Annotated in this window: 26 protein-coding genes; 6 read left to right on the top strand and 20 right to left on the bottom strand. The window is 43.3% G+C overall.

Annotated elements, in window-relative coordinates; all coding sequences use genetic code 11:
* Positions 1–84: 84 nt before the first annotated feature.
* The 6 genes from C1G49_RS00165 to folE form a co-directional block, all read right to left on the bottom strand.
* A complete protein-coding gene (locus tag C1G49_RS00165; RefSeq protein WP_161942057.1) occupies positions 85–4203 on the bottom strand; it encodes a pneumococcal-type histidine triad protein in 4119 nt (1372 codons plus the stop codon).
* A 291-nt stretch (positions 4204–4494) separates the two neighbouring features.
* Positions 4495–5805, bottom strand: a complete 1311-nt coding sequence (locus tag C1G49_RS00155) for a GntP family permease (protein ID WP_105124147.1) — start codon at positions 5803–5805, stop codon at positions 4495–4497.
* Positions 5806–5828: 23 nt separating this feature from the next.
* Positions 5829–6329 (bottom strand): 2-amino-4-hydroxy-6-hydroxymethyldihydropteridine diphosphokinase, encoded by a 501-nt coding sequence (gene folK, locus C1G49_RS00150; RefSeq protein WP_105124146.1) that lies wholly within the window; start codon positions 6327–6329, stop codon positions 5829–5831.
* Complete coding sequence (gene folB / locus C1G49_RS00145) at positions 6326–6688, bottom strand: dihydroneopterin aldolase (protein WP_105124145.1); 363 nt, start codon at positions 6686–6688, stop codon at positions 6326–6328. The genes folK and folB overlap by 4 nt, the downstream gene beginning before the upstream one ends.
* Positions 6681–7493, bottom strand: coding sequence for a dihydropteroate synthase (gene folP, locus C1G49_RS00140; RefSeq protein WP_105124144.1), 813 nt, complete (start codon positions 7491–7493; stop codon positions 6681–6683). Before folP ends, folB begins: the two co-directional genes overlap by 8 nt.
* An 8-nt stretch (positions 7494–7501) precedes the next feature.
* On the bottom strand, positions 7502–8065 hold the full coding sequence (gene folE / locus C1G49_RS00135) for a GTP cyclohydrolase I FolE (protein ID WP_044755661.1): 564 nt from the start codon (positions 8063–8065) through the stop codon (positions 7502–7504).
* Between the two features lie 168 nt (positions 8066–8233).
* Here folE and C1G49_RS00130 point away from each other — a divergent pair, with 168 nt between their 5' ends.
* Positions 8234–8716, top strand: coding sequence for an NUDIX hydrolase (locus tag C1G49_RS00130; RefSeq protein WP_105124143.1), 483 nt, complete (start codon positions 8234–8236; stop codon positions 8714–8716).
* Positions 8717–8825: 109 nt separating this feature from the next.
* Here C1G49_RS00130 and C1G49_RS00125 read toward each other — a convergent pair whose 3' ends face one another.
* Positions 8826–9503, bottom strand: coding sequence for a DUF4956 domain-containing protein (locus C1G49_RS00125; RefSeq protein WP_105124142.1), 678 nt, complete (start codon positions 9501–9503; stop codon positions 8826–8828).
* A complete protein-coding gene (locus C1G49_RS00120; RefSeq protein ID WP_105124141.1) occupies positions 9490–10233 on the bottom strand; it encodes a polyphosphate polymerase domain-containing protein in 744 nt (247 codons plus the stop codon). Before C1G49_RS00120 ends, C1G49_RS00125 begins: the two co-directional genes overlap by 14 nt.
* Positions 10234–10420: 187 nt before the next feature.
* Between C1G49_RS00120 and C1G49_RS00115 the strand changes: the two genes are divergently transcribed.
* Positions 10421–10723: a hypothetical protein gene (locus C1G49_RS00115; protein WP_105118388.1), complete on the top strand. Its 303-nt coding sequence runs from the start codon at positions 10421–10423 to the stop codon at positions 10721–10723.
* A 49-nt stretch (positions 10724–10772) separates the two neighbouring features.
* Here C1G49_RS00115 and C1G49_RS00110 read toward each other — a convergent pair whose 3' ends face one another.
* Positions 10773–12167 (bottom strand): amino acid permease, encoded by a 1395-nt coding sequence (locus C1G49_RS00110; protein ID WP_105124140.1) that lies wholly within the window; start codon positions 12165–12167, stop codon positions 10773–10775.
* Positions 12168–12463: 296 nt separating this feature from the next.
* On the opposite strand from C1G49_RS00110, the gene tnpA reads away from it, so the two are divergent.
* Complete coding sequence (tnpA, locus tag C1G49_RS00105) at positions 12464–12937, top strand: IS200/IS605 family transposase (protein WP_024378560.1); 474 nt, start codon at positions 12464–12466, stop codon at positions 12935–12937.
* A gap of 131 nt (positions 12938–13068) precedes the next feature.
* Here tnpA and C1G49_RS00100 read toward each other — a convergent pair whose 3' ends face one another.
* Entirely contained in the window at positions 13069–14730 is a 1662-nt protein-coding gene (locus tag C1G49_RS00100) for a hypothetical protein (protein ID WP_105124139.1), read from the bottom strand.
* A gap of 158 nt (positions 14731–14888) precedes the next feature.
* Between C1G49_RS00100 and C1G49_RS00095 the strand changes: the two genes are divergently transcribed.
* Both C1G49_RS00095 and C1G49_RS00090 read left to right on the top strand, forming a co-directional pair.
* The gene (locus tag C1G49_RS00095; protein WP_105124138.1) at positions 14889–15716 is read left to right on the top strand and encodes an exodeoxyribonuclease III; all 828 of its coding nucleotides are present in this window, start codon (positions 14889–14891) and stop codon (positions 15714–15716) included.
* A gap of 130 nt (positions 15717–15846) precedes the next feature.
* The gene (locus C1G49_RS00090) at positions 15847–16743 is read left to right on the top strand and encodes a cation transporter (protein WP_105124137.1); all 897 of its coding nucleotides are present in this window, start codon (positions 15847–15849) and stop codon (positions 16741–16743) included.
* 32 nt (positions 16744–16775) lie between these two features.
* Here the strand turns inward: C1G49_RS00090 and C1G49_RS00085 are convergent, their stop codons facing one another.
* From C1G49_RS00085 to tmk, 9 genes are all read right to left on the bottom strand, one after another.
* Positions 16776–17129 carry an arsenate reductase family protein gene (locus tag C1G49_RS00085; protein WP_105124136.1) on the bottom strand — a complete coding sequence of 118 codons (354 nt, stop codon included), beginning with the start codon at positions 17127–17129 and terminating at the stop codon, positions 16776–16778.
* Positions 17129–17620 carry a methylated-DNA--[protein]-cysteine S-methyltransferase gene (locus C1G49_RS00080; protein WP_105124135.1) on the bottom strand — a complete coding sequence of 164 codons (492 nt, stop codon included), beginning with the start codon at positions 17618–17620 and terminating at the stop codon, positions 17129–17131. Before C1G49_RS00080 ends, C1G49_RS00085 begins: the two co-directional genes overlap by 1 nt.
* Position 17621: 1 nt before the next feature.
* Entirely contained in the window at positions 17622–18803 is a 1182-nt protein-coding gene (locus tag C1G49_RS00075; RefSeq protein ID WP_105124134.1) for a 3-phosphoglycerate dehydrogenase family protein, read from the bottom strand.
* Between the two features lie 52 nt (positions 18804–18855).
* On the bottom strand, positions 18856–19413 hold the full coding sequence (locus C1G49_RS00070; RefSeq protein ID WP_105124133.1) for a GNAT family N-acetyltransferase: 558 nt from the start codon (positions 19411–19413) through the stop codon (positions 18856–18858).
* A complete protein-coding gene (serC, locus tag C1G49_RS00065) occupies positions 19413–20504 on the bottom strand; it encodes a 3-phosphoserine/phosphohydroxythreonine transaminase (protein WP_105117396.1) in 1092 nt (363 codons plus the stop codon). Before serC ends, C1G49_RS00070 begins: the two co-directional genes overlap by 1 nt.
* 110 nt (positions 20505–20614) lie before the next feature.
* A complete protein-coding gene (gene rsmI, locus C1G49_RS00060; protein ID WP_105124132.1) occupies positions 20615–21478 on the bottom strand; it encodes a 16S rRNA (cytidine(1402)-2'-O)-methyltransferase in 864 nt (287 codons plus the stop codon).
* 1 nt (position 21479) lies between these two features.
* Positions 21480–21797: a DNA replication initiation control protein YabA gene (yabA, locus tag C1G49_RS00055; protein ID WP_105117394.1), complete on the bottom strand. Its 318-nt coding sequence runs from the start codon at positions 21795–21797 to the stop codon at positions 21480–21482.
* A 15-nt stretch (positions 21798–21812) separates the two neighbouring features.
* Positions 21813–22697: a DNA polymerase III subunit delta' gene (locus C1G49_RS00050; protein WP_105124131.1), complete on the bottom strand. Its 885-nt coding sequence runs from the start codon at positions 22695–22697 to the stop codon at positions 21813–21815.
* On the bottom strand, positions 22694–23332 hold the full coding sequence (tmk, locus tag C1G49_RS00045) for a dTMP kinase (protein WP_105124130.1): 639 nt from the start codon (positions 23330–23332) through the stop codon (positions 22694–22696). Before tmk ends, C1G49_RS00050 begins: the two co-directional genes overlap by 4 nt.
* A 267-nt stretch (positions 23333–23599) precedes the next feature.
* Between tmk and C1G49_RS00040 the strand changes: the two genes are divergently transcribed.
* Positions 23600–24466, top strand: coding sequence for a YitT family protein (locus C1G49_RS00040; protein WP_105124129.1), 867 nt, complete (start codon positions 23600–23602; stop codon positions 24464–24466).
* Positions 24467–24798: 332 nt separating this feature from the next.
* Here C1G49_RS00040 and C1G49_RS00035 read toward each other — a convergent pair.
* Positions 24799–25134 (bottom strand): LPXTG cell wall anchor domain-containing protein (locus C1G49_RS00035; RefSeq protein WP_153048211.1); only part of this gene is annotated, 336 nt, incomplete at its 5' end.

Raw genomic sequence — 25134 nt, 5'->3', positions numbered from 1 at the left:
TCCCTACCGATTGGCAGGGATTTTATTTGCAATTCTGATAAATCCATTAGGACCATACTTGAAACTGTCCGTGGTTCGAAGGGATTATTCAAACCATCCTTCAATGCTACCAAGCGGTTTCCAGGTCAAGCCGATGTCTTCATTTTCCTCTTCTAAACCTGAACCTGTAAATTCACCAAAAATATCGGAGAGCCATTCTAGGTCTTCATCGGATAAGTCCACATCTTCTTCCTCGGTGCTTTCGCTAGGTAAAGCTTGCTCTTCTACTGCTGTATCAGTCGGTTCTGAAGCGGGTTCGCTAGTTGTTTCATCCCTTACTGACGGAATTTCCTGCACTTCTGCAGGGCTTGTTGAGCCACTTGAAGCACTCTCCTCTTCTGCACTTTCGCTAGTTATTGGGGCAGTAGCTTCTGCCTCGCCAACTTCTGTAGGACTGGTTGCCTGTTCAGAATTTGTCTCAATTTCTGAAGAAGAACTTTCTTCAACTGGTTGTGATAAACTGGATAGACTTTCACGTTCATGTTCATGGATTGGACCAAATGAGCTTTCAGGACTATCCTGAATGGTTGGACTGGCCAGCCCTTCACTTTCCTCACTTACTGGGATTGGACTTGTCGGCTCTGATGTTGCTAGAACCTTCTCTGGAAGGCTCAAAGGACTGACAAAGAAATCCCTAGTTCCTTCAACAAACATATTCATTTCTAGGCGGTTCATCTGCATCACGCCATAGTCATCTGACATTTCAAGCTGCTGATTGATTTGCCCTTTTACATCATTGGCAACGGCAATACTGCTGGCAATTAAGTCTTCTGCCAAAGAAATTGGACTAGTTGCCAATTCCCTTCGCACAACCAACCCATAGATTTGATTGATGAGGCGAGCCGCTTCCTGACGAGTAGGTGCTTGAAGATAAGGGCTGTCAATATGAGTAAGCAAGTAATCCATATATTCCATCAATCGAATTTCTGCTCGGTCTTGGAAGTGCTGAATTTCCTTCAAACTATGGGAAATACTTGCTAACTCACGCTCATCCCCCTTCAAACTTGCCTGGTTAATCCGCTCAACCCAGGCGGTTTGTGAGGTCTGGGTGCCAGTTAGATTTGTTTGTCTAAGCAAAGTCAGTAGCTCTTGATAAGTCTGATTATCCGTCACCTGACTAGGAGAGGTTACCGGAGTTTCATTCTCTGTTTTCTCCACAATTTCAGGGAAGGTCATCTGTCTAGTAAACATCTCACGGATATCTCCCACAAATGCCTCCATGAATGCCCTGTTTTCCTGTAATTTTTCAGAAGCAGGACTGGTTTGGATAGGGTAGGTTTGATTGGCTGCCTTGGCCAGATGGAGTGCAACTTTCAAGTCAACCAGTTCCTTGGACAAGTCCAGTGGCTTGATGGAACCATTGCCACCCAAGGTCGCTTGGAACAAGCGATCCAGTGTGCTCGCCAATCTTTCTTGCAAATCAGCTGGTAGATAAGGCTGATCCAACTGACTGAGCAAGTAATCCATATACTCCATGGCTGTAATATCTGGACGATCTTGGAAATGTTTCAATTCTTGTAAGAGGTGTTCCAGGTTAAGCAAGGCCTGTCTGTCCTTAGCTTGACTGGCTTGGTTGAGCTGATTGGTCAAATCATCCTTATTGACAGGTAGGTTGCTAGTATCAAGCAAACGAATTTGTTCAAGTACAGATTGATAGAGTGGATCCACTTGTTCCTCTGTATTGCTAGTAGTTTCTTTTAAGATATGAACCTTTTCAAATTGCTCCAACATAGCTAGATAGCCCTTGGTCGAATTGGTTACCAGGTCATCCAGATTGCTAGCAAAGTCGTCCAAAGCTCGCTCGATACGACGGTATTCCTTGCTACTTGTCCCATACTTTTCAGCTGCCACTTGACGCAAACTTTCAAGCTGACTATCCACACTTGCTCGGTCAAATTCCCCCTCCTGATAGCTACCTGAAATAGCTGGCAATTTATTGGCAAGATATGGCTCAATGCCCTCCACAGCCTGAATATGCAAGACATGGTCATGGCTCCCATGTGGCAGGATGAATTTCTTGTCACGAATGATGAGTTTAGACGGTGCGATACCTGTCCGCTTGGCTACCGCCAAAAGCTCCGCTTCAAAGTCCGTTTCCGGATCACCAGTCACTTCAGGGAGGATCAACATGGACCGTAAAATCACATAAGGATGGACATGGGTGGGGTCATAGGCATGGCTTGGGTCGTTGAAACTAAAGGTGGTATCAGAAACCCGAATAGCTTCTTTTGGTACACCATAGACCTTGGAAATGTAATCAATTTTTCGTGCCAAGTCCTCTTCACTTTCAAAAGGTTTGGTTAGGTCAATATTCTTCAAGAGCACCAGATGATCATGGTCACCATGGGGATACATGAAGGCCTGACCTTGGGGAGTATCCAAAAGGGTAATGGAGCCGACCGACAAACCGAGGGCTTGGGCTAGATAGTTTCGCTTGTCCGCAACCTCGTCCACCACAACCTCCGCTGTCGGAGCAACAGCTGCTGAATTAGGCGCTTCAGCCACCTCTGACAAGGATGGGCTGGTTGTGGTTGATGCTTCTGGCTCACTTGTTTCTTGGCTACCAGTAGTTGAACTTGTAGAGCTGGAGCTTGTTGGCTGTTCTGAGCTAGACGAAGTCGTTTCGCTAGCTGATGGCGAGCTTGGAGAATGCTCCTCTTCTTCACTTTCAAAAGGTTTGGTCAGGTCAATATTCTTTAAGAGTACCAAATGGTCATGGTCACCATGGGGATACATGAAGGCCTGACCTTGAGGCGTATCCAAAAGGGTGATAGAATTGACTGGCAAACCGAGGGCTTGGGCCAGGTAGTTCCGTTTGGCTGTGACCTCATCCGCCACAACCTCCGCTGTCGGAGCAACAGGTGCTGGACTTGCTGCTTGTGATTGGCTGGAGGTACTTGGAACGGCTACTACTTCCGTTTTTTCCACTGGTTTTGCAACTACTGTTGCCACCACATCTGGCAGGGGGCGGATTGGACTTACTTGACTGGCTTGATTTTCTAACAAATAAGCCCACTTAGAAGTTGCCACCTGCTCCCTACGCAAGACATGGATATGTCCCTGGTGTTGAATAAGCAAACCAACCGCATTCTGACCGATAAGCCCACTTCCATCAAAGAGGAAACCATCGCTAGTCGGATAGTCAATGCCCGCAACTCCTTGAGTAGGAGCGACTGAAGCTGATTGGCTATCACTTACAGTAGCTGCTGGAACTGGTGAAGGCGTTATTGGAGAAACAGGTAAAGTCACCAACTGATTTTCCATAACCGATGGTGCCACTGCCCCACTAGCAAATTGACTAGCAGCTGCATGGCCAGGGGTTCCCAGACTTCCGCCGACAGCTTGTTTTAAAATATAATGGTAATGATCCCCGTGGCGAACCGTATACCCATTGGTATCTTCTGCCACAATATCAGCAGGATTGAATTGATAATGGTCCTGACCGGTCTGACTAGATACTTGACCAGCCGTGTTCCTTTCCTGTTTTTTGGTCACGTCAGCTCCTGCTGGGATAAGGTATTCCCACTTACTACCTTTCAAATCACCATAAAAGATAAAGTGGCTGTGGCCATTGTGTTCTACGATAATGCCCGTATCCGTCTTGCTAGAAATTTGCTTGGCATCGCTCAATAAGAAGCCATCGCTGGTTGGTCTATCAATTCCAGCTACACCTGCCTGATTGGTCGATGACTGCTTTTGCTCTTCATAGGTATGGTCATGGTTGTGATCGTGGTCATGGTGGTCATGTTCAGGATTGTTTGCTGTTAGTTTCCGCGCTTCCTCTAAAGTAACAATTCCATCCCCAGTCTTCTTAGGATAATAATAAACCTTGCCATTGACTTGAATGATATAGCCTGTCCGTACCTTATACAAGACATCTTTTTCATTAAATCGATAGTTCTTATCCTCTAACAAGGTTTCCTTTAGGAACTTGGCATCGTAGGGTACAGAGCCTTTTTCCACATGTTGATGATCGCCGTGGACAAGGACATAACCATCCTCTGTCAACTCCGCAACAACATAGACTGTCTCCTCTTTCTGAACCTGTTCCTGTTTTACTTTTTCGTCAAGCACCTGTGTAGCTTGTTTCTGCTGACAGGCCAACAAGGTCAAACCACACAATAAGCTTATGCCCGTCAAGGCAAGATTTCGTTTCTTCTTCACCATACTCTCCTTGATAAAAATAAGTATTTTACCAGTAAAGTATATAATTTTTAATGTAGATAGTCAACTGGTTAATTATAAATTGGTTAAGTTTATTCTAAAAGAATAGGGAGTGGGAAAGAACTCGACTGGTCTAAAAAGAGTTCGTCTTCCCACCCCCGCACAGTTGATTAGGTCGGATTTGGAGTGTGAAACACGAACAAATCTGCCAATCAACCACTGCGCTGAGATGTTGACACAAACTATGAGAAGCGAGGCTGGACTTTTTGCCCAGCCTCCATTTCAATTCTTCTAATAAAGTAAGCCTACCAAAGCCAAGATAACCATGAGAGCCAAGATATGTCCAACAGTTACCAGTACAAATGAATACTTGAGACCACGCTTCATGCTGATTTTTGACAGATTGTGGAAGGTAATCATGACACCCGATTGTGGTACCACTGTCAGGATAGCCGAAGCCACTACGACCACACGGTGAAGGATTTCCGGGTCAATCCCCATTTCCAAATAGGCAGGCAAGAAATTACTTGAAGCGATACCAACCGCACCAGAGGATGAACCAATAATACCACTGAGCAGGGCAGTTGACACAGACAAGCTAATCAAAGGCGAACCTGGAATTTGTTGGATCCACTCCTGAATAACTGCGAAACCAGCTGACAAGGTCAAGACAGTACCAAATGCCACCGTACTAGATGTAGCAAAGGCAGGAACAATAGAAGCTATCGCACCTGAATTCAAAAGTTCCTTCTGATTAGGCAGGTAAGGATAGAACAAGATGGCTGACAAAATAATAGATACCAACAAGCCAATAGCCAAGACATTAGGCGTCTTGTTCAAGAGGAAGATAGTCCCAATCAAGCTAAGCAAGGGCAAGATAGAAAAGAGTAAATTCGGTCTTTTTTCAGCCAAGTCAACAACAGTATCGTCATCGTCCTCGGTGTAGGTTTCCCCATTTGCCAAGCTCTTCTTGAGACAGTAGCCCATGTAAAACAAGCCAAAGAGCAAGAGAACTGCACTAGCAGCCAAACTGATAAGCGGAGCCGCTGTCAAACTTGTTCCCAAAACCTTGGTCGGAATAACGTTCTGAATGGACGGTGTACCCGGTAAGGTGGTCATGGTATAGGTGCTAGCACCCATAAAGACTGGTAGGGGGAATAGAGCCCAGTTGATATTTAACTCTTTGAAAAGAGGACGTGACAGAGGCAAGAGAGTAAAAATAACAACAAAAATACTCACACCTCCATAGGTCAAAATACTTGTAATGAGGGCCAAAGCTAGCAAGACCTTATAAGGACTATCTTTCCCCACTAATTTTAAAATGCTATTAGCAATGGTCAAGGTAGCCCCACTTGCCTCCATATAACGGGCCAAGATAGAGCCTAGCATAAAAATTGCAAAGTTATTGATTAAAAAACCTGCCAAACCTGTCATGTAGGACTTCTCCTGTCCCAACATGACCTCTAACACATTCATCTGGTTGGTCAGCAAAATAATCAAACTAGCTACTGGCGCTGCCACAATGACATGTAAATTCTTTGACGTTAAATAAATAATGGCTACAACAGCCAATAAAACTCCTAAAATCGCTAAAATTTCCATAATTCTCCTACTATTTTTCTATACTATTGCATTTTTATCTTCAATTTCTTAATATCTTTTACATCTTTCAAGGGGAGCAATAATTCTGCAACTGTCTTTTGCAAGACAGGATGATAGTAATCGGCCGCAATATCAGTCAGCGGTAAAAGCACAAATGCCCGCTCATGGGCATATGGATGGGGAACCTGCAAGTTCTCTTCCCTAATCACTTGATCATCCCAAAAAATAATGTCCAAATCAATGGTGCGTTGGCCCCATTTTTCAATCCGTACGCGGTCAAGGTCCTGCTCAATCTCTTGGCAGAAAGTTAAAAATTCCTGGGCAGACAAATCTGTTTCAACCTGACAGGCAAGGTTGAGGAAATCAGCCTGATCCGTCTTGCCCCAAGCTGGTGTTTCATAGATATGGGAAACCGAGCCAAGTCGACAGTCTGGGTGTTTGTCTAGTTTTTTTAAGGCAGCCTGTAAGTAGACTTGCCGGTCGCCCATGTTCCCACCGATACTGAGATAGGCTAGATGCTTCATGGTCGTTCACGCTCCAATTCAATTCCGACAGAATCATAGTGTCCAGCAATGGGCGGATTTTCCTTGTAAATGGCCAATCGAACCTTCTCCACCTTTGGAAATTGCTCAAAAATCTCCTGACAGATGACACCTGCTACCTTTTCAATCAGGCGATAGGGCTTGCCTTCCACAACTGCCTTGATGGTTTCAAAAACCATACCATAGTGAACTGTGTCTTCTAAATTGTCAGTTTGAGAAGCTGCTGTCAGGTCAACAAACAAATCACAGTCAACTGTGAAAATTTGACCAAGAACCTGTTCTTCTTTGAAAGCTCCATGGTAACCGTAGAAACGGCATTTATTGAGAGAAATCTTATCCATGTTTTCCTCCCTTGGTCAGTTGATCCCAGACCTTAACAATGTCACGGTTGGCAGCGACATTGTGAACACGGACCATTTTGCAACCTTTTTGAACTGCCCAGGCAGACAAGGCTGCCGTTGCTTGATCGCGGTCAGTCGGAAGGCTATTACCTCCAAGCAAATAATTCACCACGCGCTTACGAGATATTCCAAATAGAACGGGATAACCAAGAGCAGTAATCTGTTCCAGACCTTGAAGGAGGTCCAAATTATGTTGAACATTTTTTGAAAAACCAAATCCTGGATCCAGCCAAATGTTATCTGCTGCAACTCCAGCCTCTAAGGCTGCTTGCACACGCTCCACCAGAAAGTTTTTTACTTCTCCTACAATATCGTCATAGACTTCTTCTTTTTGATTGTGCATGAGAATGATTGGTACTTTATACTCTGCGGCTAAAGCCAACATATTTCCATCATAAAGGCCTGCCCATACATCATTCAAGATATCCGCACCCGCTTCTAAGGCTGCACGGGCCGTGCTCGTTTTATAGGTGTCAATGCTGACCAAACAATCGTAATGTTCTTTTATTGCACGGATAATCGGAACCACTCGTGCAATCTCATCTTCTTCAGACACAAAAGTTGCACCAGGACGAGTGGATTCGCCGCCGACATCGATGACGGTCGCGCCGTCTGCCAATAGTTTTTCGACTTGAACCAGAGCTGCCTCTACTTCATTATAGTGACCACCGTCAGAAAAGGAATCTGGGGTCACATTGAGAATTCCCATAATAGTCACTTGATTTGCTAAATCTTGAACAGACATAGAACCTCCTACTTATTGTGGATCATGGATAAGAGTTCTCGACGCAAAATAGCATCTTCCTTGTATTTTCCAAGGGCAACGGTCGTGACTGTCTTGCTACCTGGCTTGCGAATGCCACGCATACTCATACACATGTGCTCTGCTTCTACCATGACAAAGACACCTTCTGGCTCAAGCGCATCTTGAAGGGCGTGGGCAACCTGATGGGTCAAGCGTTCTTGTAACTGGGGACGGCGACTGGCAACCTCAACTGCACGCGCCAACTTGCTCAGCCCTGTCACCCTGCCCTTACTTGGAATATAGGCCACGTGGGCAATTCCGTAGAAGGGCACCAAATGGTGTTCACACATGGAGTGGAAGGGAATATCCTTGACCAAAACCACTTCCTCATGTCCCTCTGAAAAAACAGCAGTGAACTGGTCTTTGGGATCTTCATTTAAACCGTTAAACATCTCCAAATACATCTTGGCTACACGTTTTGGCGTATCCAGCAAGCCCTCCCGATTAGGATCTTCGCCCAATAATTCCAACAACTGATAGATAGTTTGTTCAATTTGTTCTTGTTTTGACATAATACACCTTAAATAGTTTGATGTTCTTATTATACCCTAAATTCCCTTTTCAGAAAAGGGCTTTCAGTATTCTCATACAAAAACTGTCCCCTTCCAGATAATAGGCTAACATCTTCACAGCAAGGAGCTTTATGGTATAATGAAAGAAATCACATTCAAGGAGCTATTATGACTAAAAAACCTGTCCAACTGGCTACCATTTGCTATATTGATAATGGTAAGGAATTCCTCCTTCTCCATCGAAACAAGAAGGAAAATGATGTCCACCAAGGAAAATGGATTGGGGTCGGTGGCAAGCTGGAAGCTGGTGAAACGCCTCAAGCCTGTGCCATTCGCGAGGTCTTTGAGGAAACGGGTCTGACCGTCACCAAACACGCTCTCAAAGGAGTTATCACCTTCCCAGACTTTACTCCAAACACAGACTGGTACACCTACGTCTTCAAGATAACTGGTTTTGAGGGAAGTCTAATTGACTGCACAGAAGGTGATTTGGAATGGGTTCCTTATGACCAAGTCCTATCCAAACCGACTTGGGAAGGCGATCGGCATTTTCAGGAATGGCTCTTGGAAAACCGTCCTTTCTTCTCTGCCTGCTTCCGCTACGATGGAGATACTTTGCTGGATTACAGCGTTGATTTTTATGAAGAATAATCTAAGAACCTATATTCACAGTTCAGCACTTCCATGTAGACACTTCACTTGTTCATACTAATTCTAAGTAAAAGAGAAAAAGCCTTGGAAATCCAGGGCTTCTTTGCTATTACAAATATTTCTTCTTAGGCATTTGCTTATTCAATACGACATCCAAGGGACCTGCTGATAGGACTGTATCGACCAGTTGCTTATCTGTAATGGTCTTGTCGAGAAGGACTTGGTATTCTAAGACAAGGGCTTCTTTTTTCTTTTTGTATTTGAGGGACATTAAATCTGACTGCTTGCATGAACTACCAAATTGCTGTTCAAAAAATTGGTCATAGTTGAAGTCAATCGGTACAGTCACCAAGAGATGACGGCGGTTTTGATTGACCTGTGCAAAACTACTATTTTCGAACAGCAAGATACAAGCTGACAAGACAAGGGTCATAAAGATAGCGAGACCTAGGAAGCCCATACCCGTTGCCAGACCGATAGCCATCGCTAACAAGATGGCCAACATCTCTTTTGATGAACCTGCAGCAGAACGAAACTTAATCAAACTGAAGGTCCCAGCCACCGCCACACCTGCTCCCAAATTTCCATTGACCAAGGCGATGATAACAGCAATCAGGGCAGGCATCAGGCTGAGGCTAATAACAAATTCCTTAGTATAATTAGATTTGTATTTATAAACAGCTGCATGGAGCACCCCCATAGCAAGACTGACACCAAAAACCAGGGACATCTGAGTTAGGGTAATATGGTTATTTGATGTTGAAAAGATACTATTAAACAATTGCATGTAGGGCTACTTCCTCTCTGCGCATTTGATGGGCCAGCTTGTAGGCATTTCCATATTTTGAAAATGATTGCTTCTCCAGCTGGTATTTTTCTAACAAGGCTAACAACCAGTCTGGCAACTGCTCTGGTACCTTGATTTCCATAATGACCTTGTTGGGATCTAGAAGAGCTTCTCCAAATTTCCCTTCTGTTGCTGCAACGTCGTAATGACGATAAAGCAAATTTTTATCAATGGTTAAACGAATTTTCTTGTCCTCAATACCTTTATAGGACACACGGTCATAATAGATATACATCATCGGCTTGATGGCTCCATAACGTTCACGTAACCGTTCCAACTCAGACGTCACCATTTCATCTGTGATGGTCTGATCTATCACACCTTTTTCGATATAGTTGGTTACCGACAACGGATTAGAAGTCAAGCGATACTTATAGCCGATTTTATTCTCTTTCTTCTTGATTTCTAAAAAAGCCTGGCTACCTGCAGATGGCTGGGCATCGTAGATTCGCATTCGGATTTTTTCACGCCCATTTTTCTTGGCAATGGAGTCTTGAATCATGTCGAAATCTTCATTATCAAAATAGATATTTGTGATGGTGGAAGTCGCAAACTCATCTGAAACCATGTGTTTCTGTAAATCCTTTTCGAGTAGTACAAATGTTTCTTTATCAACGATGTATTTTGTTTCAATGCGTTTAAATTGTTTTTGTACAATTCTAGTTTTCATCTTTTTCCCTCTTTATTTCAAGTGCTTGGCAGTTACCTGCCTCGTTTATAGTCCTTAGTTTAACGGTCAACCTTTAAACGAAACTAAAAATAATGTTAAACAAAACTTAAACAGCAATAGAGTTGAAATCCTTTTGTCACACTCCAAACTATGCTACAATAGTCCTAACAATGATAAGGAGAACCCTATGTACGAATTTGTCCTAGAATACGGCTCTTTCCCCGTAAAACTCATCGACGGCTTTGTCAACAATCGCTCAGAAATTCCAGATTTTCTGAAAGAGGATGACGAGATGATTGCCCGCCTGAACCAGATCAACGAACTCTTCCATCAACTCTTTTTAACCATCGAGTGTAAATTTGACTACGTTGGCAAGCAATTCCCAGACAAGATTGAACAATTACGAACCCTCTATCATCCTCTTGCAGACGATTTGCAGGCTAAGTACGGAGATAAGATAGAGTTAAAAATCGAACCCTTTATTTTGTAAAGTAAAAGAGATGGCACAAAACCATCTCTTTTTACTATATTTAATTTGCTTATTTGGAATGAACTTCCGAATGTTTATATCCATAGAAAAGATAAATCAAACTTCCTACAATGAGCGCCACTCCAAAGGCAATCCAAGTATCCAAACTGTACTGGAACATAAAGGACAGACAGATAATGATAGAAAGGATTGGCAAAGCTGGTACAAATGGCGTTTTGAATTGACCTTCTTTTGGTAAACCTTCAACCTGACGCAAGCGGATAAGGCCAAGGGCCAGCATAATCAGATAGGCTAGGGTACAAATATTGAGGAAGCTGGCAATACTAGCCAGAGGGAAAATTCCTGCACAGATTGCCGCAAAGATACCCACTAAAATAGTCGCATTTTTAGGAACCTTGCTAGTCGCTGTCAATTGGCTGAGCGATTTAGGCAAGAGCCCATCACGACTAATGGAATAAACCATACGAGATAGGGCGTAGGTCATGGAAATACATACCGTAATCAGAGTCAAGATAGCTACGACAGATACATAACTTGCTGCCCAACCCAAGCCCACTTCACGAAGGGCAAAGGCAACCGCATCCGCTACATTAAGCTTGCTATAGTGCACCATCCCGGTCAAGACCAAGGTCACGACTATGTAAAGAATGGTTACGATAGACAAGGACAAGACAATTCCCTTCGGTACATTCTTCTCAGGACTTTTGACTTCATCAATCGCCAAAGAAATAGACTCAAAACCAAGGAAGGCAAAGAACATCAGAGAAGCTCCTGCCATAATGCCTGCCTGACCACCATAGACTGCCCCAAAACCAAATGGAGCAAAGTTGGACCAGTTCTCAGGTTTAATGAAGAAAATACCAGCTACAATAAACAAAGCTAGAGCCGAAAATTTTAACACAACCAATGCCGAGTTAAAGCGAAGGGCAGCCTTAGAATTGAGCAAAACCACTCCGACTACAAAAACCAAGACCAAGACTGGTAAAAGGTCAATATAGGTGCCCTGGGCTGGATTGAAGGTGCCATTCAAGGCTGTTGGTAAAGCAAGCCCAAAATTAGCAAGCAAACCTTTCAAATAAGAACCCCAGCCAGAAGCCACACTGGATACTGCTGTCAAAAATTCCATAATGGTCAACCAGCCCGCAAGCCAAGCAGGAAATTCACCAAATACCGCATAGAGATAGCCGTAGGCTCCACCATTGGTTGGAATACGGGAAGCAAATTCAGCGTAGAACAAGGCAGTCAGACCAACTGAAATCGCTGCAATCACAATGGAAATGACTAGTGCTGGACCTGCATATTGCGCAGCCGCTAGGCCAGTGACCGTAAAAATACCTGTTCCAACCATGGAACCAATTCCTAATAAAATCAAATCTACCAAGCCCAAGTGACGCCGCATGTGACTGCTCCGTTCACCGACTTGTTTCTTCCTAAATAAATTCACAAGATACTCCTTTTTTATATGATGGCCTATTGGTATATAGTCGTTTAGTTTCCTTATAGGCACCGCCACATTATACCATAAAATCAAGCATTAAGCACCAATCATGACAGAGAAAAGAGCAGGGTGCCCCTAGGGCAGTCCTGCTCTTCTTTCTTATTATGGCTTCGAGCCAGTTTTTCTCGTAGAGAAAAATAAGAAAACCACCAGCTATGCTGGTGGCTGACAAGGCTTTGAGCTTCCATTTCTTTTTCCTGATATAATCTAATTGTTCAGGTTAGATAAAGGAGGAAAAAGAAATGGCTAAAACCAGTTACAGTTTATCACATACCAAATGGATGTGCAAATATCACATAGTTTTCACACCTAAGTACCGTAGAAAATCCATTTACTACAAAATAAGGCAGGACTTAATTGATATTTTCCGTCATCTATGCCAATACAAAGGCGTGGAAATTATTGAGGGACACATGATGCCAGACCATGTTCATATGCTTGTCTTGATACCCCCAAAACTTTCGATTTCCGATTTTATGGGGTATTTGAAAAGTAAAAGTGCTCTAATGATATTTGATAAACACGCTAATTTGAAATATAAGTATGGAAATCGAAAGTTTTGGGCCAGAGGCTACTATGTCAGTACCGTTGGACTTAACGAAAAGACAGTTGCGAAATATATTCGCGAGCAGGAGAAAAATGACATTGCACTTGATAAATTGAGTGTCAAAGAGTATGAAGATCCATTTTCAGATGGCAGTTTTAGAACAAGATAAAAGCCCGTTGTTACGGGCATTAGTCAAGTAATTATAGCACTAACCTGAACGAAGTTCAGCGAACGTCTTTAGACGTCGCTGGAGAGAAACGGCTTACAGCCGGTGTACAAGCCACCCGTTTTCACGGGTGGTTATGACTCTTGGCTAAGGGTGACATTTTTCAGGTAATTGTTCTTATCCAGTTGACCTGTAAAACTATCTCCGACCTTGATAAATGGTAGCTTGTCTGTACTATCCTCAGTTGCCTTAACCTTGTATATCTGACCTTCTGATTGGATATAGTAAACCGTTGAACCAGCAATCATCTGGCTTGCCAAGGCTTCAACCTTACCAGAAATCACTTCCACGTCTTCGCTTTCCTCACCAGTACCAGTCGAAGTCAAGCCTGCTAGACTTGAAGCATCTGTCCCCGTTACTTGTGAAATAAGGGTCGCTACGTCATTGTTGACCGTTACTTGTTGGTAGTCTTCCGCATCGACTAGGGCATAGGACTTGACCAAACCAGCATCATCTTTGAGAGAAACCAAGTAGTAGGCAGTATCTGCTAATTTGACCAGACTTGGAGCTGTTGCCTGATAGCCCTTTTCCTGTACTTCGCCTTCTGCTGATTCTTGGGCTGCAGTTTCAGTCGCTGAAGCTAGTTTGTAGTTTGTGATTTCACGGGTCCGCATATTGACCAGAATAAATCCAAGGTTGGAAGAATCAGCTGTAGCTGAGGTAATTCCTGTATAGAGGTAAATATCAGAACCGATGGAAATATAGTTATAGCTGTCAGTTGTATGTTTGACACCTGTTTGGCTGAAAATGGTATTCCAGAAACCATTTTGGTAGGTGTAATGATCATCGACACGGCTAATCACGTTGCTGGCTGAATAGACACGATCCACCCACTCAGGAATATCTGCCAGACTATACTCCTTGCTCTCGCCAGTCACTGCATCCAAGACAATGGCACCAGTCGGGTCATTGGAAGACAGACCAAATTTTGGTTGGTAAGTCGTTGCGATATAGTAAGGATTGCCCTCATCATCCACTTCAAAGGACGGTTTCCCGAATATAGTGGTTGGGTATTGAAGACGGAGATGACGCAGGGTGTCATTGAACAAATACTCCGAATCGGAATAATGCATGGACTTGCTCAGCTTGGCAAGCTCTGCTTTCCCTGTCGTCTGATTGACCTTAACATAGTAGCCAATCCCGTCTTGATGGTTGCTCAGCCATTTCCAAAAAGACTTATACTCCAAGGGCGACACACGGAAAGGTTGCTGACCGATGGTAATCTGACGGTAATCATCCGAAATGCCGAACTGGGAAACCTTGTCGATGGTGCCCAGATAGGTGTCACCGATTTTCTCAGCCGAAGCACGGTCCAAAAGAGCCAGCTTGGAAATATCTGTTTCTGGGAAATCTGACTTGAAATCCGCATCCGTTACCGAAATGACCGCCGCATAATCTTTAGCTCGAAAAATTGGAGAGTTGAAAATGCCCAGTCCAACCAAGGCAAGAACAACTAAGAGCCAGAGGCGACCAGTCCAACTAAGAAAGGCAGGCAGTTTAGGATTGATATTGTAGGTTGTCACCTGACGCTGTCTACCCGACACTTTGGTAGCCTGTTGAATAAGACCAGCTGGATTGCTAAAGAGTAAAATCAACCAAGCCAAGGCTGTCGATTGCAGAACGAAAACCCAGAAACCCAAACTAAACACATTGATAGCGGGTAGCTGATACCAGTAATAGACTAGCATTTCTAATATGAGAGCCAGCCAGGCAAAGCCAATCAATTTTCTTTTCATAACAACCTCCGAAAACAAAGATTTATTTGTTACTATTGTACCATACTTTTAATACTGTAACACAAAAATTGAAAAATTTTTTCAAGGTCCCTTGTTCGCCTACAAGTTTGATTTTTGGTATAATGTAAAAACAGTAAGAAACTAGAAAAGGAACCTCTATGAAACTCATTTCTTGGAACATTGATTCCCTCAACGCTGCTCTGACAGCTGAATCCCCACGCGCCCTCCTATCCCGCGCCGTCATTGACACGCTGGTCGCTGAAGATGCCGACATTATTGCCATTCAGGAAACCAAACTCTCTGACAAGGGACCAACCAAAAAACACTTGGAAATCCTTGAAAGCTACTTCCCTGGCTATGAAAATACCTGGCGTTCATCTGTCGAACCTGCACGCAAGGGCTATGCAGGTACCCTCTTCCTCTATAAAAACCACCTAACACCGACCATTAGCTTCCCAGAGATTGGTGCGCCAACTACTATGGACTCTGAAGGGCGCATCATCACGCTAGAGTTTGATGACTTCTATGTTACCCAGGTATATACGCCAAATGCGGGCGATGGCTTGAAGCGATTAGCCGACCGCCAAATCTGGGACATCCAGTATGCCGCATACCTATCACAGCTTGACAGCCAAAAGCCAGTCCTAGCCACAGGTGACTACAACGTTGCCCACAAGGAAATAGACTTGGCCAACCCAGCTAGCAACCGCCAGTCACCAGGATTTACAGACGAAGAGCGTGAAGGATTTACAAATCTACTTGCTAAAGGCTTCACAGATACCTTCCGCCACTTACATGGGGATGTCCTCAACGCCTATACGTGGTGGGCTCAACGCAGCCGCACCAGCAAAATCAACAACACAGGCTGGAGAATCGACTACTGGTTGGTCAGCGACCGTATCGCTGATAAGGTAACCAAGTCAGATATGATTGATTCTGGTGCCCGCCAAGACCATACACCAATTGTTATGGAAATTGATATCTAATATTAAGAAGAGCTCTAGCTCTTCTTTTTTTCATTTACAGAACAGTCTTGATTGCACATTCATCACGCTTGCTGAAAAGCAAAAAGATTGATATAATAAATATATAATAAACCAGTTAAGGAGGTCATCAATGAATCCAAAGAAAATTGAAGCACATTGCTTGACCGTTTCTGCTATTATCAATGGCTTAAACGGTTTAGCAGGTCTAGCCGTCTATATCATGACTGACCTAAATGCCCTCTTACTTGATAGCGTTTTTTCCCTCATTGCCTTTATATCTTCCCTGGTCGCATACCATATCTCCAAGCATAGTCATAGGAAAACGGCAACCTTTCCCCAAGGATTACACTTTTTAGAACCACTCTATGCGATTATGAAATCCTTGGCAACCTTACTTCTCCTGATTTTTGCTGTCTTAGAAACTGCAGCAACCGCCTTTGCTTACTTTGTCCATGGTATTGCACACAAGATGACCACTGGACCTGTTATCCCCTACACCAGTATAATGCTCTTTGTCTGCTTTGGTCTTTTCGCCTACAATCGCTATATGAATAAAAAAATCGGCAATATTTCTACTATCATCGCCGCCGAGGCCAAGGGCAACCTGATTGATGGTCTGATTTCAGCAGCCATTGGAGTAGCCTTTCTATTCTTAGCTTTTATCCCTAACAAGAGCCCCCTAGATTTTCTGCATTATACAGGTGATTTCTTCGTAACCCTTGCTCTTGCCCTAATCTCATTCAAGGAACCTCTCACCCTACTTATCTCCTCCTTCAAAGAACTAGCCCATGGTACTGTCCATCTACCTGAAATTCAAGAATGTCTTTATGAGATATTAGAACAATACTTAGAAGAAACTGAGGATGTGGATATTCATATCTATAAACAAGGCATGCAGGTTCGGATAAAGATACACCTTCAAGATGTTGAACATGACATCATGCGACAGCTTGTTGCCAAGAAGCCCCATATCCTTGATACCCTCAAACAGCACCATGAGTACATCACCGTGGAATATGCTCTCTAGAATTTTCGCTTAATCATCAAAAAATCTCGGCCCTATAAACCGAGATTTTCGTATTTTGTTCGATAACCAATCTGCAAGATTTTTCCATCCTGAATCAAGAGAGGACGTTTAATCAACATACCATCATTAGCTAATAAGTCTAATGCTTGATCCACCGTCAAACTGTCAAATTTATCTTTCAGACCAAGTTCACGGTAACTATTACCAGACGTATTAAAATACTTTTTCAAGTCTAAACCAGTTGCTTCCATCCAAGATTTGAGCTGGTCAGCACTGGGAGGCGTCGCCTTAATGTCAATTGCTTCAAATTCCAAGCCCAAACTCTTTAGCTCTGCCTTGGCTGCCCGACAGGTCGAACACTTGGGATATTCATAGTATAAAATCATTATTTCACCTCAAAGTGTGGATTTTCATGTTGCAAGAGCCAGATTTTCTTGTCCAAGCCACCTGCATAACCTGTCAACTGTCCCTTTTGATTGAGGACACGATGACAGGGAACAATGATAGAGTAGGGATTACGCCCAATCGCTCCACCAACTGCCTGACCAGACCCAAGACCAAGTTGTCGAGCAAGCTGCCCGTAGCTAGTGGTCTGGCCATGAGGGATTTCTTTCAATAATGCCCAAACTTTTTCCTGAAAGTCAGTCCCAACAGGCTCTAAGGGGAGGTCTGAAAAATCTACCTGCTCACCTGAAAAGTATGCATCTAGGAGCAGTCTAGTACTGTTTAAAATGGGATGTGAGCCTAGCACAGGCTTTTCATCTAAATCACGTTCAAAATATTTCTGCTCTTCGAACCAAGTCCCACGCAAGCCTTTATCACTGGCAACAAGGGACATAGTCCCAAGCGGACTGTGGTAAATTTTCTTATATAGCATTCTAGCCTTTGTTTTTGATAACACGAACCTTGACAATGGCCTCAGTCGCTTCAAATTTGGCAACCAAGAGGTCAATTTTTGTCTTGTCTGCTTCATCCAAGTCCAACAAGGTATAGGCATAGTCGCCTTTTGACTTATTGATGATGTTGTCAATGTTGATGCCTAATTCAGACACGGCTGTGGTGATTTTTGCTACCATATTTGGAATATTCTTGTTAATCAGCGTAATACGGTATGGAGCATCCAAGAATTGTTTGACATTTGGGAAATTGACAGAGTTGATAATTTCACCCGTTTCCATAAAGTGACGGATGGTTTGACCAGCCGCAATGGCACAGTTAAGCTCCGCTTCTTCTGTTGAGCCTCCAACGTGCGGGAAGACGATAATATTGTCCTTATTAAGCACTTCTTCGGTACCAAAGTCAGTAATGTACTTCTTGATAACACCTGCTTCAATAGCTTCAAACAAGTCGGCATTGTTGACCAATTCACCACGGGCAAAGTTAATCAAGGTTGTTCCTTTTTTCATTTGACCAAAACTGTCCGCATTGAACAAATCACGGGTCTTATCCGTCAGAGGAACATGGACAGTGATATAGTCGGCATTGGTAAAGATTTCTTTCAAATCATCTACTCGTTTGACATGGCTAGAAATGCTCCATGCTGTTTCAATAGACACATACGGATCGTAGCCAAGAACATTCATACCTAGACGGCGAGCATCATTGGCAATACGGGCACCGATAGCACCCAGTCCGATAACACCAAGAGTTTTGCCTGAAATTTCAGTCCCTGCAAACTGCTTCTTACCTGCCTCCACTTGCTTTGGCACATCATCACCTGAAAGCGTGTTAGCCCAAGCTGTTGCTCCGATATAGTCACGCGCAGACAAGAGGATAGAAGCAATGACTGCTTCTTTTACGGCGTTGGCATTGGCTCCAGGAGTATTAAAGACCACAATCCCTTTCTCAGTTGCTTCTTCGATAGGAATATTATTTGTTCCTGCGCCAGCACGTGCAATGGCCTTGAGATTTTCAGGAAAATCAAAGCCATGCAAGTTTTCAGAACGGATGATAAAGGCATCTGGATTGACCGCATGATCACCATCAATCTGGAAACGATTGCCCAATTCCTTGATACCAACTTGGTTAATATTGTTAAATGTTCGTACGCTAAATACCATTATTCTTACCTAAAAAGGCGGAAGAGCCTCCGCCTGACTTTCTTTCATATTTTTAATTATTTCCAAGCAACCAACGATCGTCTTCACTAATCTCCTGATAGAGACTGCGTTCGCTCTTATGCTTGATTTTTTGGTAGGCTAGTCGTTCACCATCCAAGGGAATTTTCCCACAATAGACAAAGCCTAGCTTTTCTAGAATATGTTGCATGGGCAGATTTTTCTCATGGGTGTCACATCGGAAGTCTGGTCCCTTTTGCCCTTCAATAATCCCTTGCAGGAAGGTCTGAACCACACCTTGACCCTGAAACTCCTTAGCTACTGCCACACGGTGAATAGTCGTATAGAGAGGATTATTGTGCTGCCACTTGCCATCATAGATGGCTTCATAGGCAGCCTCTGTCCCACGAAAGACAGCCGCATAAACCGCAACCTTACCGTCCACCAGACCAACATAGCCCTTGCCACTTAAAATATCATCAATAATTATTTCTTGGTCAGGATAGACCCCTTGCCATTGGCTACTGCCAGAAGCGGCTAGGAAAGCCTTGGCCTGATCCATAATCTGACAAATTGATCCTACTTCATTGGGATGTGCAAGACGAATTTCCATTAAGCATTCTCCGCTGCAAATTTTTTCATAAAGTCAATCAAATCGACCACACCTTGACGCGGGAAGGCATTGTAAAGCGAAGCCCGCATACCGCCAACAGAACGGTGTCCCTTAATATTCTTAAAGCCTGCCGCTGATGCTTCTTTAACGAACTTGGCATCCAATTCCTCGCTAGGTGACACAAATGGAATATTGGCTACTGAACGCTCTTCTTTTTTACGAACAGGGTTTTTGTAGAAATTAGACTGGTCAATGTAGTCATAAAGCAAGCCAGACTTTTCGCGGTTGATTTTTTCCATTTCATCCACACCACCAATTTCCTTGACCCATTCAAAGACTAGCTTAGAAATGTAGATAGAGTATGCAGGCGGCGTGTTATATAGTGACTCATTTTCTGCTTGGATACGGTAGTCCAACATACTTGAAAGCATTGGTTGGTCGTTGAGGAAATCCTCACGCACAATGACAACAGTCACACCAGCAGGACCAATGTTCTTCTGAGCCCCTGCATAAATCATGGCAAAATCTTCTACATTGTAGCGAGCCGCCAAGATGTTTGAAGACATATCTCCAATAACCGGAACGCCATTGGTATCAGGTATATTGTAAACAGCCGTACCTTCGATGGTATTGTTGGTTGTCAAGTGCACATAAGCTGCGTTTGGATCGATATCGTTCTTATCAAAGGTTGGCAATTCTGCATAGGTAATATCTTCAGTAGAGCCCAACAAAATTGGTTCAAAGTCAATAGTCTTAGATAATTTCACAGCCTCTGTGTAGGCTTTTTTGCCCCATGAACCACCTGCTAAATAGTAGGCTTTTTTACCTTGGGCAAAGTTTAGGGGAATCATGGTGAATTCCAAAGAAGCCCCACCTTGCAAGAAAATAACTTTGTAGTTATCTGGAATAGCCATGAGTTCACGAAGGGTTGCTTCAGCGCCTTTGATAATATCATCGAAGTCTTTGGAGCGATGGGACATCTCCAAAACACTCATTCCCGAACCATTGTAGTCCAAGAATTCAGCTTGAGCGCGTTCAAGCACTGGTTTTGGCAATACTGCAGGACCTGCAGAAAAGTTGTAGATTGTCATAAATTCCCTCCAAAATTAGAATGCGTTCATTATATCACAAGTATTCTGAAAATTCCATAAAATAAGCTACATTCTCAGAAAAGGTACGGAAAATGAGAAAAGGACTAGACTCAGCCTAGTCCATGATATAGATCATATACTTCTTGTTTTTTGAGTTGGTAGCGTTTAGCTACTTCCTTGATGGCCTGGTTGGGTTTGCGGCCCATTGCGATTTCCTTTTCCACCTCTACCTTTAGATCTACTTCGTCTGCGGATGGTAACTCTTCTTCACCAACACCTGCAACGATGATTAAACACTCACCCTTAAGGGGATTTTCCTTCAGATAATCTAGAACTTCTGTGATACTTCCTCGCTGGTACTCTTCATAGAGCTTGGTCAATTCCCGAACGATAGTCACTTGACGATCTCCATAGACAGATAGCATATTTTCCAAGGTATCCGCTACCCGATAAGGAGATTCATAGAAAATCTGTGTTTCAGGGTAGGCACGTTTTTCTTGGAAAAAGTCCTTTTGTTGCCCTGCTTTTCTCGGTAAAAAACCATAGAAAATATGAGGCTGGGGAGCCAGTCCCGAGGCAATCAAGGCTGTAATACCTGCTGAAGCACCAGGTAGGGCTACAACTGGGATATTTTCTTCAATCGCCACCTTGACCAAGTCATGACCAGGATCCGAGATAGAAGGCAGACCTGCATCAGATACCTGGGCAATGGATTGACCCGACTTGAGCCAGTCTATCAGAACTGGAATTTTTTCATGAGCATTGTGCTCATGGAAGGAGGTTTGACGAGTTTCAATCTCAAAATGTTTGAGCAGAAGTCCTGTATTTCGCGTGTCTTCAGCTGCAATGACATCTACTTCTTTCAAGGTCTGGATAGCTCGAAAGGTCATATCCTGAAGGTTTCCAATAGGGGTAGGAACCAGATATAAGGTCCCAAAGCTAGTCTGTCCCTTAAATGATTTTTGTACTTTCATGCTATTCTCGATTCAATAATTCAATACAGAACATACACGGTTCATCATTTTCCCTGCGCTGTCCATAAGAGAAGGTACAGATATGGAAGCCATCTTCGTAGATATGTTCCAAGTTTTCCTTACCAAAGTTGGATGACTTATGGCCTATCTTATCTTCCTTCTCAAGACGCTCGCGCAATTTGGAATTTTCCAAACGCAAGGTCGTATTTTCATCAATGACACCCTGTAAATGCTTCTTTATGGCATCTACCTCTGCTAAGGTGGTCAAGAGATTTTGTGAAAAATCATCTAGGGCATCAAAAATTTCTTTCTTATCCATGGTCTTCCTTTCTGCTTATTTTAATGCCAGATACTCCAAACTATTCTGTAGACTGACATTGGCCTGCCACATTTCCTTGGCTCTTAGTAGGTTATCCATTTTTTCAATTACCTGTGGCTCCGACATTCTTTCTGCTAATAGTAGGCTGAGTAAATCAAACAAACGTCCTTGCTCTGCCTTTTCCACAGCCAAGGAAAGCAAGCTACCTACCTGCAAATAAGCCCGATTGCTGTCGGTCAGCAGCAGATCGATAAATTTCCTAGCCTGACCCATTAGCTCCAGAAAATTCTTATTCTCCGCTAATTTTAGGGCCTCTTCCTGACTAGAAACCAGTCGTGCTAACAGACTAGCCTGGTTTTTCAACAAACCTTCTTCCTCCAGCAACCGCTCCAAGAGGGACAGATTTTTAGGAAAGCCGATAATCTGGGTTCGACTTTTAATGGTCGGAAGCACTGCTTCTTCCTGATTGGTCAAGAGAAAAATATGGATATCCGACTGAGGTTCCTCGATTACTTTCAGGAGAGAATTGGCTGCATTGGCATGCATTTTCTCTGCATCCCGAATGATGAAAACCTGTGTGCTGGATTCAAAACCAGATTGCGAAAAATTCTTGACCAGCTCGCGTACCGTTTCCGTCTTGATGATCGTTCCCTGGGGTTCCAGGAGGGTCACATCGGAAAACTCGCCTGCCTCTATCAAGCGGCAAGCACGACAATTCTGGCACGGCAATACGCCTGCTTTTTCCCCACAAAATAAGGACTGGCTGAGAAAAACAGCCATGTCATAACTGGCAAAATCACCAGAAAACAGATAGGCATGGGCCAGACGTCCTTGCTCCAAAATGGTCACAAATCGCTGGAATAGGCCAGGTTGTAACTGTCTTAGTTCTTCAATTTTCATGCTCTTTCCGCAAACCGTTTCTTAATGACTGACAAAGCATCCGCAACAACAGCTTCTAAAGGCTGACTTGCATCAATCTTGACCAAACGCTCTGGCTCTTTTTCTAAAATACTGAGATAGCCCTGCCGAACCCGCTGATGCATATCCGCTTTTTCCATGTCCAGACGGTCCACATCTCGATCCGCATTGCGAGCAATTCGAGCTAGGCCCTCTTCTGCGTCAATGTCAAAATAGAGGGTCAAATCAGGTTTCAAGCCATCTGTCGCAAACTGATTCAGCCAGTTAATATCAGCCACATCCAAGCCCCTTCCAAAGCCTTGATAAGCAATGGAAGAATCGATAAAGCGATCAATTAAAAGTAACTTACCTTCAGCCAAAGGGGGCAAAATCTTCTCTTTCAAATGCTGACGACGGGCTGCGATAAAGAGTAAGAGCTCTGTCTTATCATCCATTTCCGTATTGGCTGGATCCAAAATAATAGAACGAATGTCCTCAGCAATGGCCACTCCGCCTGGTTCTCTAGTTGTCACCACTTCTGGACCTAGCTCCTGCAAGGCTGGTAACAATTCCTGCAAAACCGTTGTCTTTCCAGCCCCGTCAGGACCTTCAAATGTAATAAAAAAACCCTTACTCATCTTTCTCCTCATTCTTTGAACCTATATTCACAGTTGGCAGTTCCATCTAGGGCTAGCTTTTAGGCTAAGCATCGTTTGTTTTTCAACAAACACTTACTAGACTAGCAAAAAATATCACTGGATATTATGCGCTTTACTGGTGAAAATAGGCTCTGAGATATTCATTCCATTTTACCAAAAAATAGGCAAAAAATCACTTGAAAAATAGACTTGTTTTTTATATGAAAATCTTTTACAATTGATATATAGATTTCTTGGGAGGGCCTTATGATTCGTATAAAGAATATAGTCTTGATTTTGCTTGGTGCTGGTCTATTTGCCTTTGGACTAAATTACCTCATCATGCCCAATCGCTTGTTTGAGGGAGGAGCGACTGGACTAGCACTCATTATTTATTACCTATTCCATATTCAACCATGGGTAATGAACATTGTGATCAACATTCCCTTGTTTATTCTTGGTTGGAAAATATTAGGTAAAAAAACTCTCTATCTCAGTATTTTAGGGACCTTGGCTGTTACTGTTTGGTTGGCCATTTTTGAAAAAATCCCTTTCTCCATCAATCTCCAGCAAGATTTGATTTTGGTCAGTATCTTAGGTGGCATTCTGATGGGGTTGGGGCTGGGAACCATCTTTCGTTCAGGGGGAACAACTGGAGGAAGTGATATTATCGCCCGTATCGGTCATAAATACACTCCATATTCTATTGGACAAATTATCCTAGCCATTGATATCCTAATTCTAACCTTGATTGTCATTGTCTTTAAGGACCTTCGAACTGTCCTATATACCTTGATGATGGTAGCCATCGCTTCCCGTGTCATTGACTTTGTCACTGAGGGTGGCTACGGTAGCAAGGGCGTGATGATTGTTTCACAAAAATCCGATCAGCTTGCCCAGACCATTGATAGCGAGATTGAACGTGGTGTCACCTTTATCAAGGCGCAAGGTTTCTATAGCAAGGCCGATGTCAATATGATCTACTCCGTCATCTATAAAAGTCAATTACAAGAAATGAAGGAACTCATCCATCGAATTGACCCCCACGCTTTTATCACCATAACAGATGCCCATGAAGTGCTAGGGGAAGGATTTACACTCGACCGAGATAAAAAGCCACTAGAACGGCATTGACAAAAAAGGCTCTTGGTCAACTATAGTAGGGTGATGATAGCAAACATCAAAAGAGGACCTCTTGGTCTTCTTTTTTTTATTTATTTTTTGTTTCTGAAAGATTGACTGAAAAGACCTTCACTCTCTCTTTTTAATGTCCAAAATAATCAACTTTTATCTACTAGAAACCAAAGGTATCTCTCTAGCTGGACAATTTGCATAGTGAAAATGCTAGTTCTGCTAGCTAAAAAAAGAAAAATGGTCCTTTGGACCATTTTTCCGAAAAGTCATGCTTTTCTTGTTTCTTCATTTTACATAGTAAAGGAGAAAGTCCTTCTACTACCTAAAACTCATTAGTCTTCGTTGCGACGACGTTTACCTGCAAGAGCAAGAGCTGCAATAAGCATACCTGCACCAAGTACTGTTGCTGATGATGAAGCTTCACCAGTGTTTGGCAATTGAGCCGCACCAGCTTTAGCAGTTCTTGGAGCTACAGGAGCCTGTGGTTTTGGTGTCGCAGGCGCTTGAGGTGCTGGACTTGTAGGAGTTCCTGGTTTTGGTGTAACAGGGTTACTTACCTTGCGGTAGATGTGAGTTGTGTTACCATCTGGATCTGTTACAGTCTTACCTGTGAACTCGTAGCCTGGGATTGACTTGTTAGGTGTTGTACCCTCTTCTTGCGGTGCAAT

Origin of the sequence: Streptococcus suis, from assembly GCF_002960625.1 — a bacterium.
In the GTDB taxonomy this organism is placed as follows: Bacteria; Bacillota; Bacilli; order Lactobacillales; family Streptococcaceae; genus Streptococcus; species Streptococcus suis_T.
The sequence above is the reverse complement of the archived record's forward strand: the minus strand, read 5'-3'. Positions and strand labels throughout refer to the sequence as shown.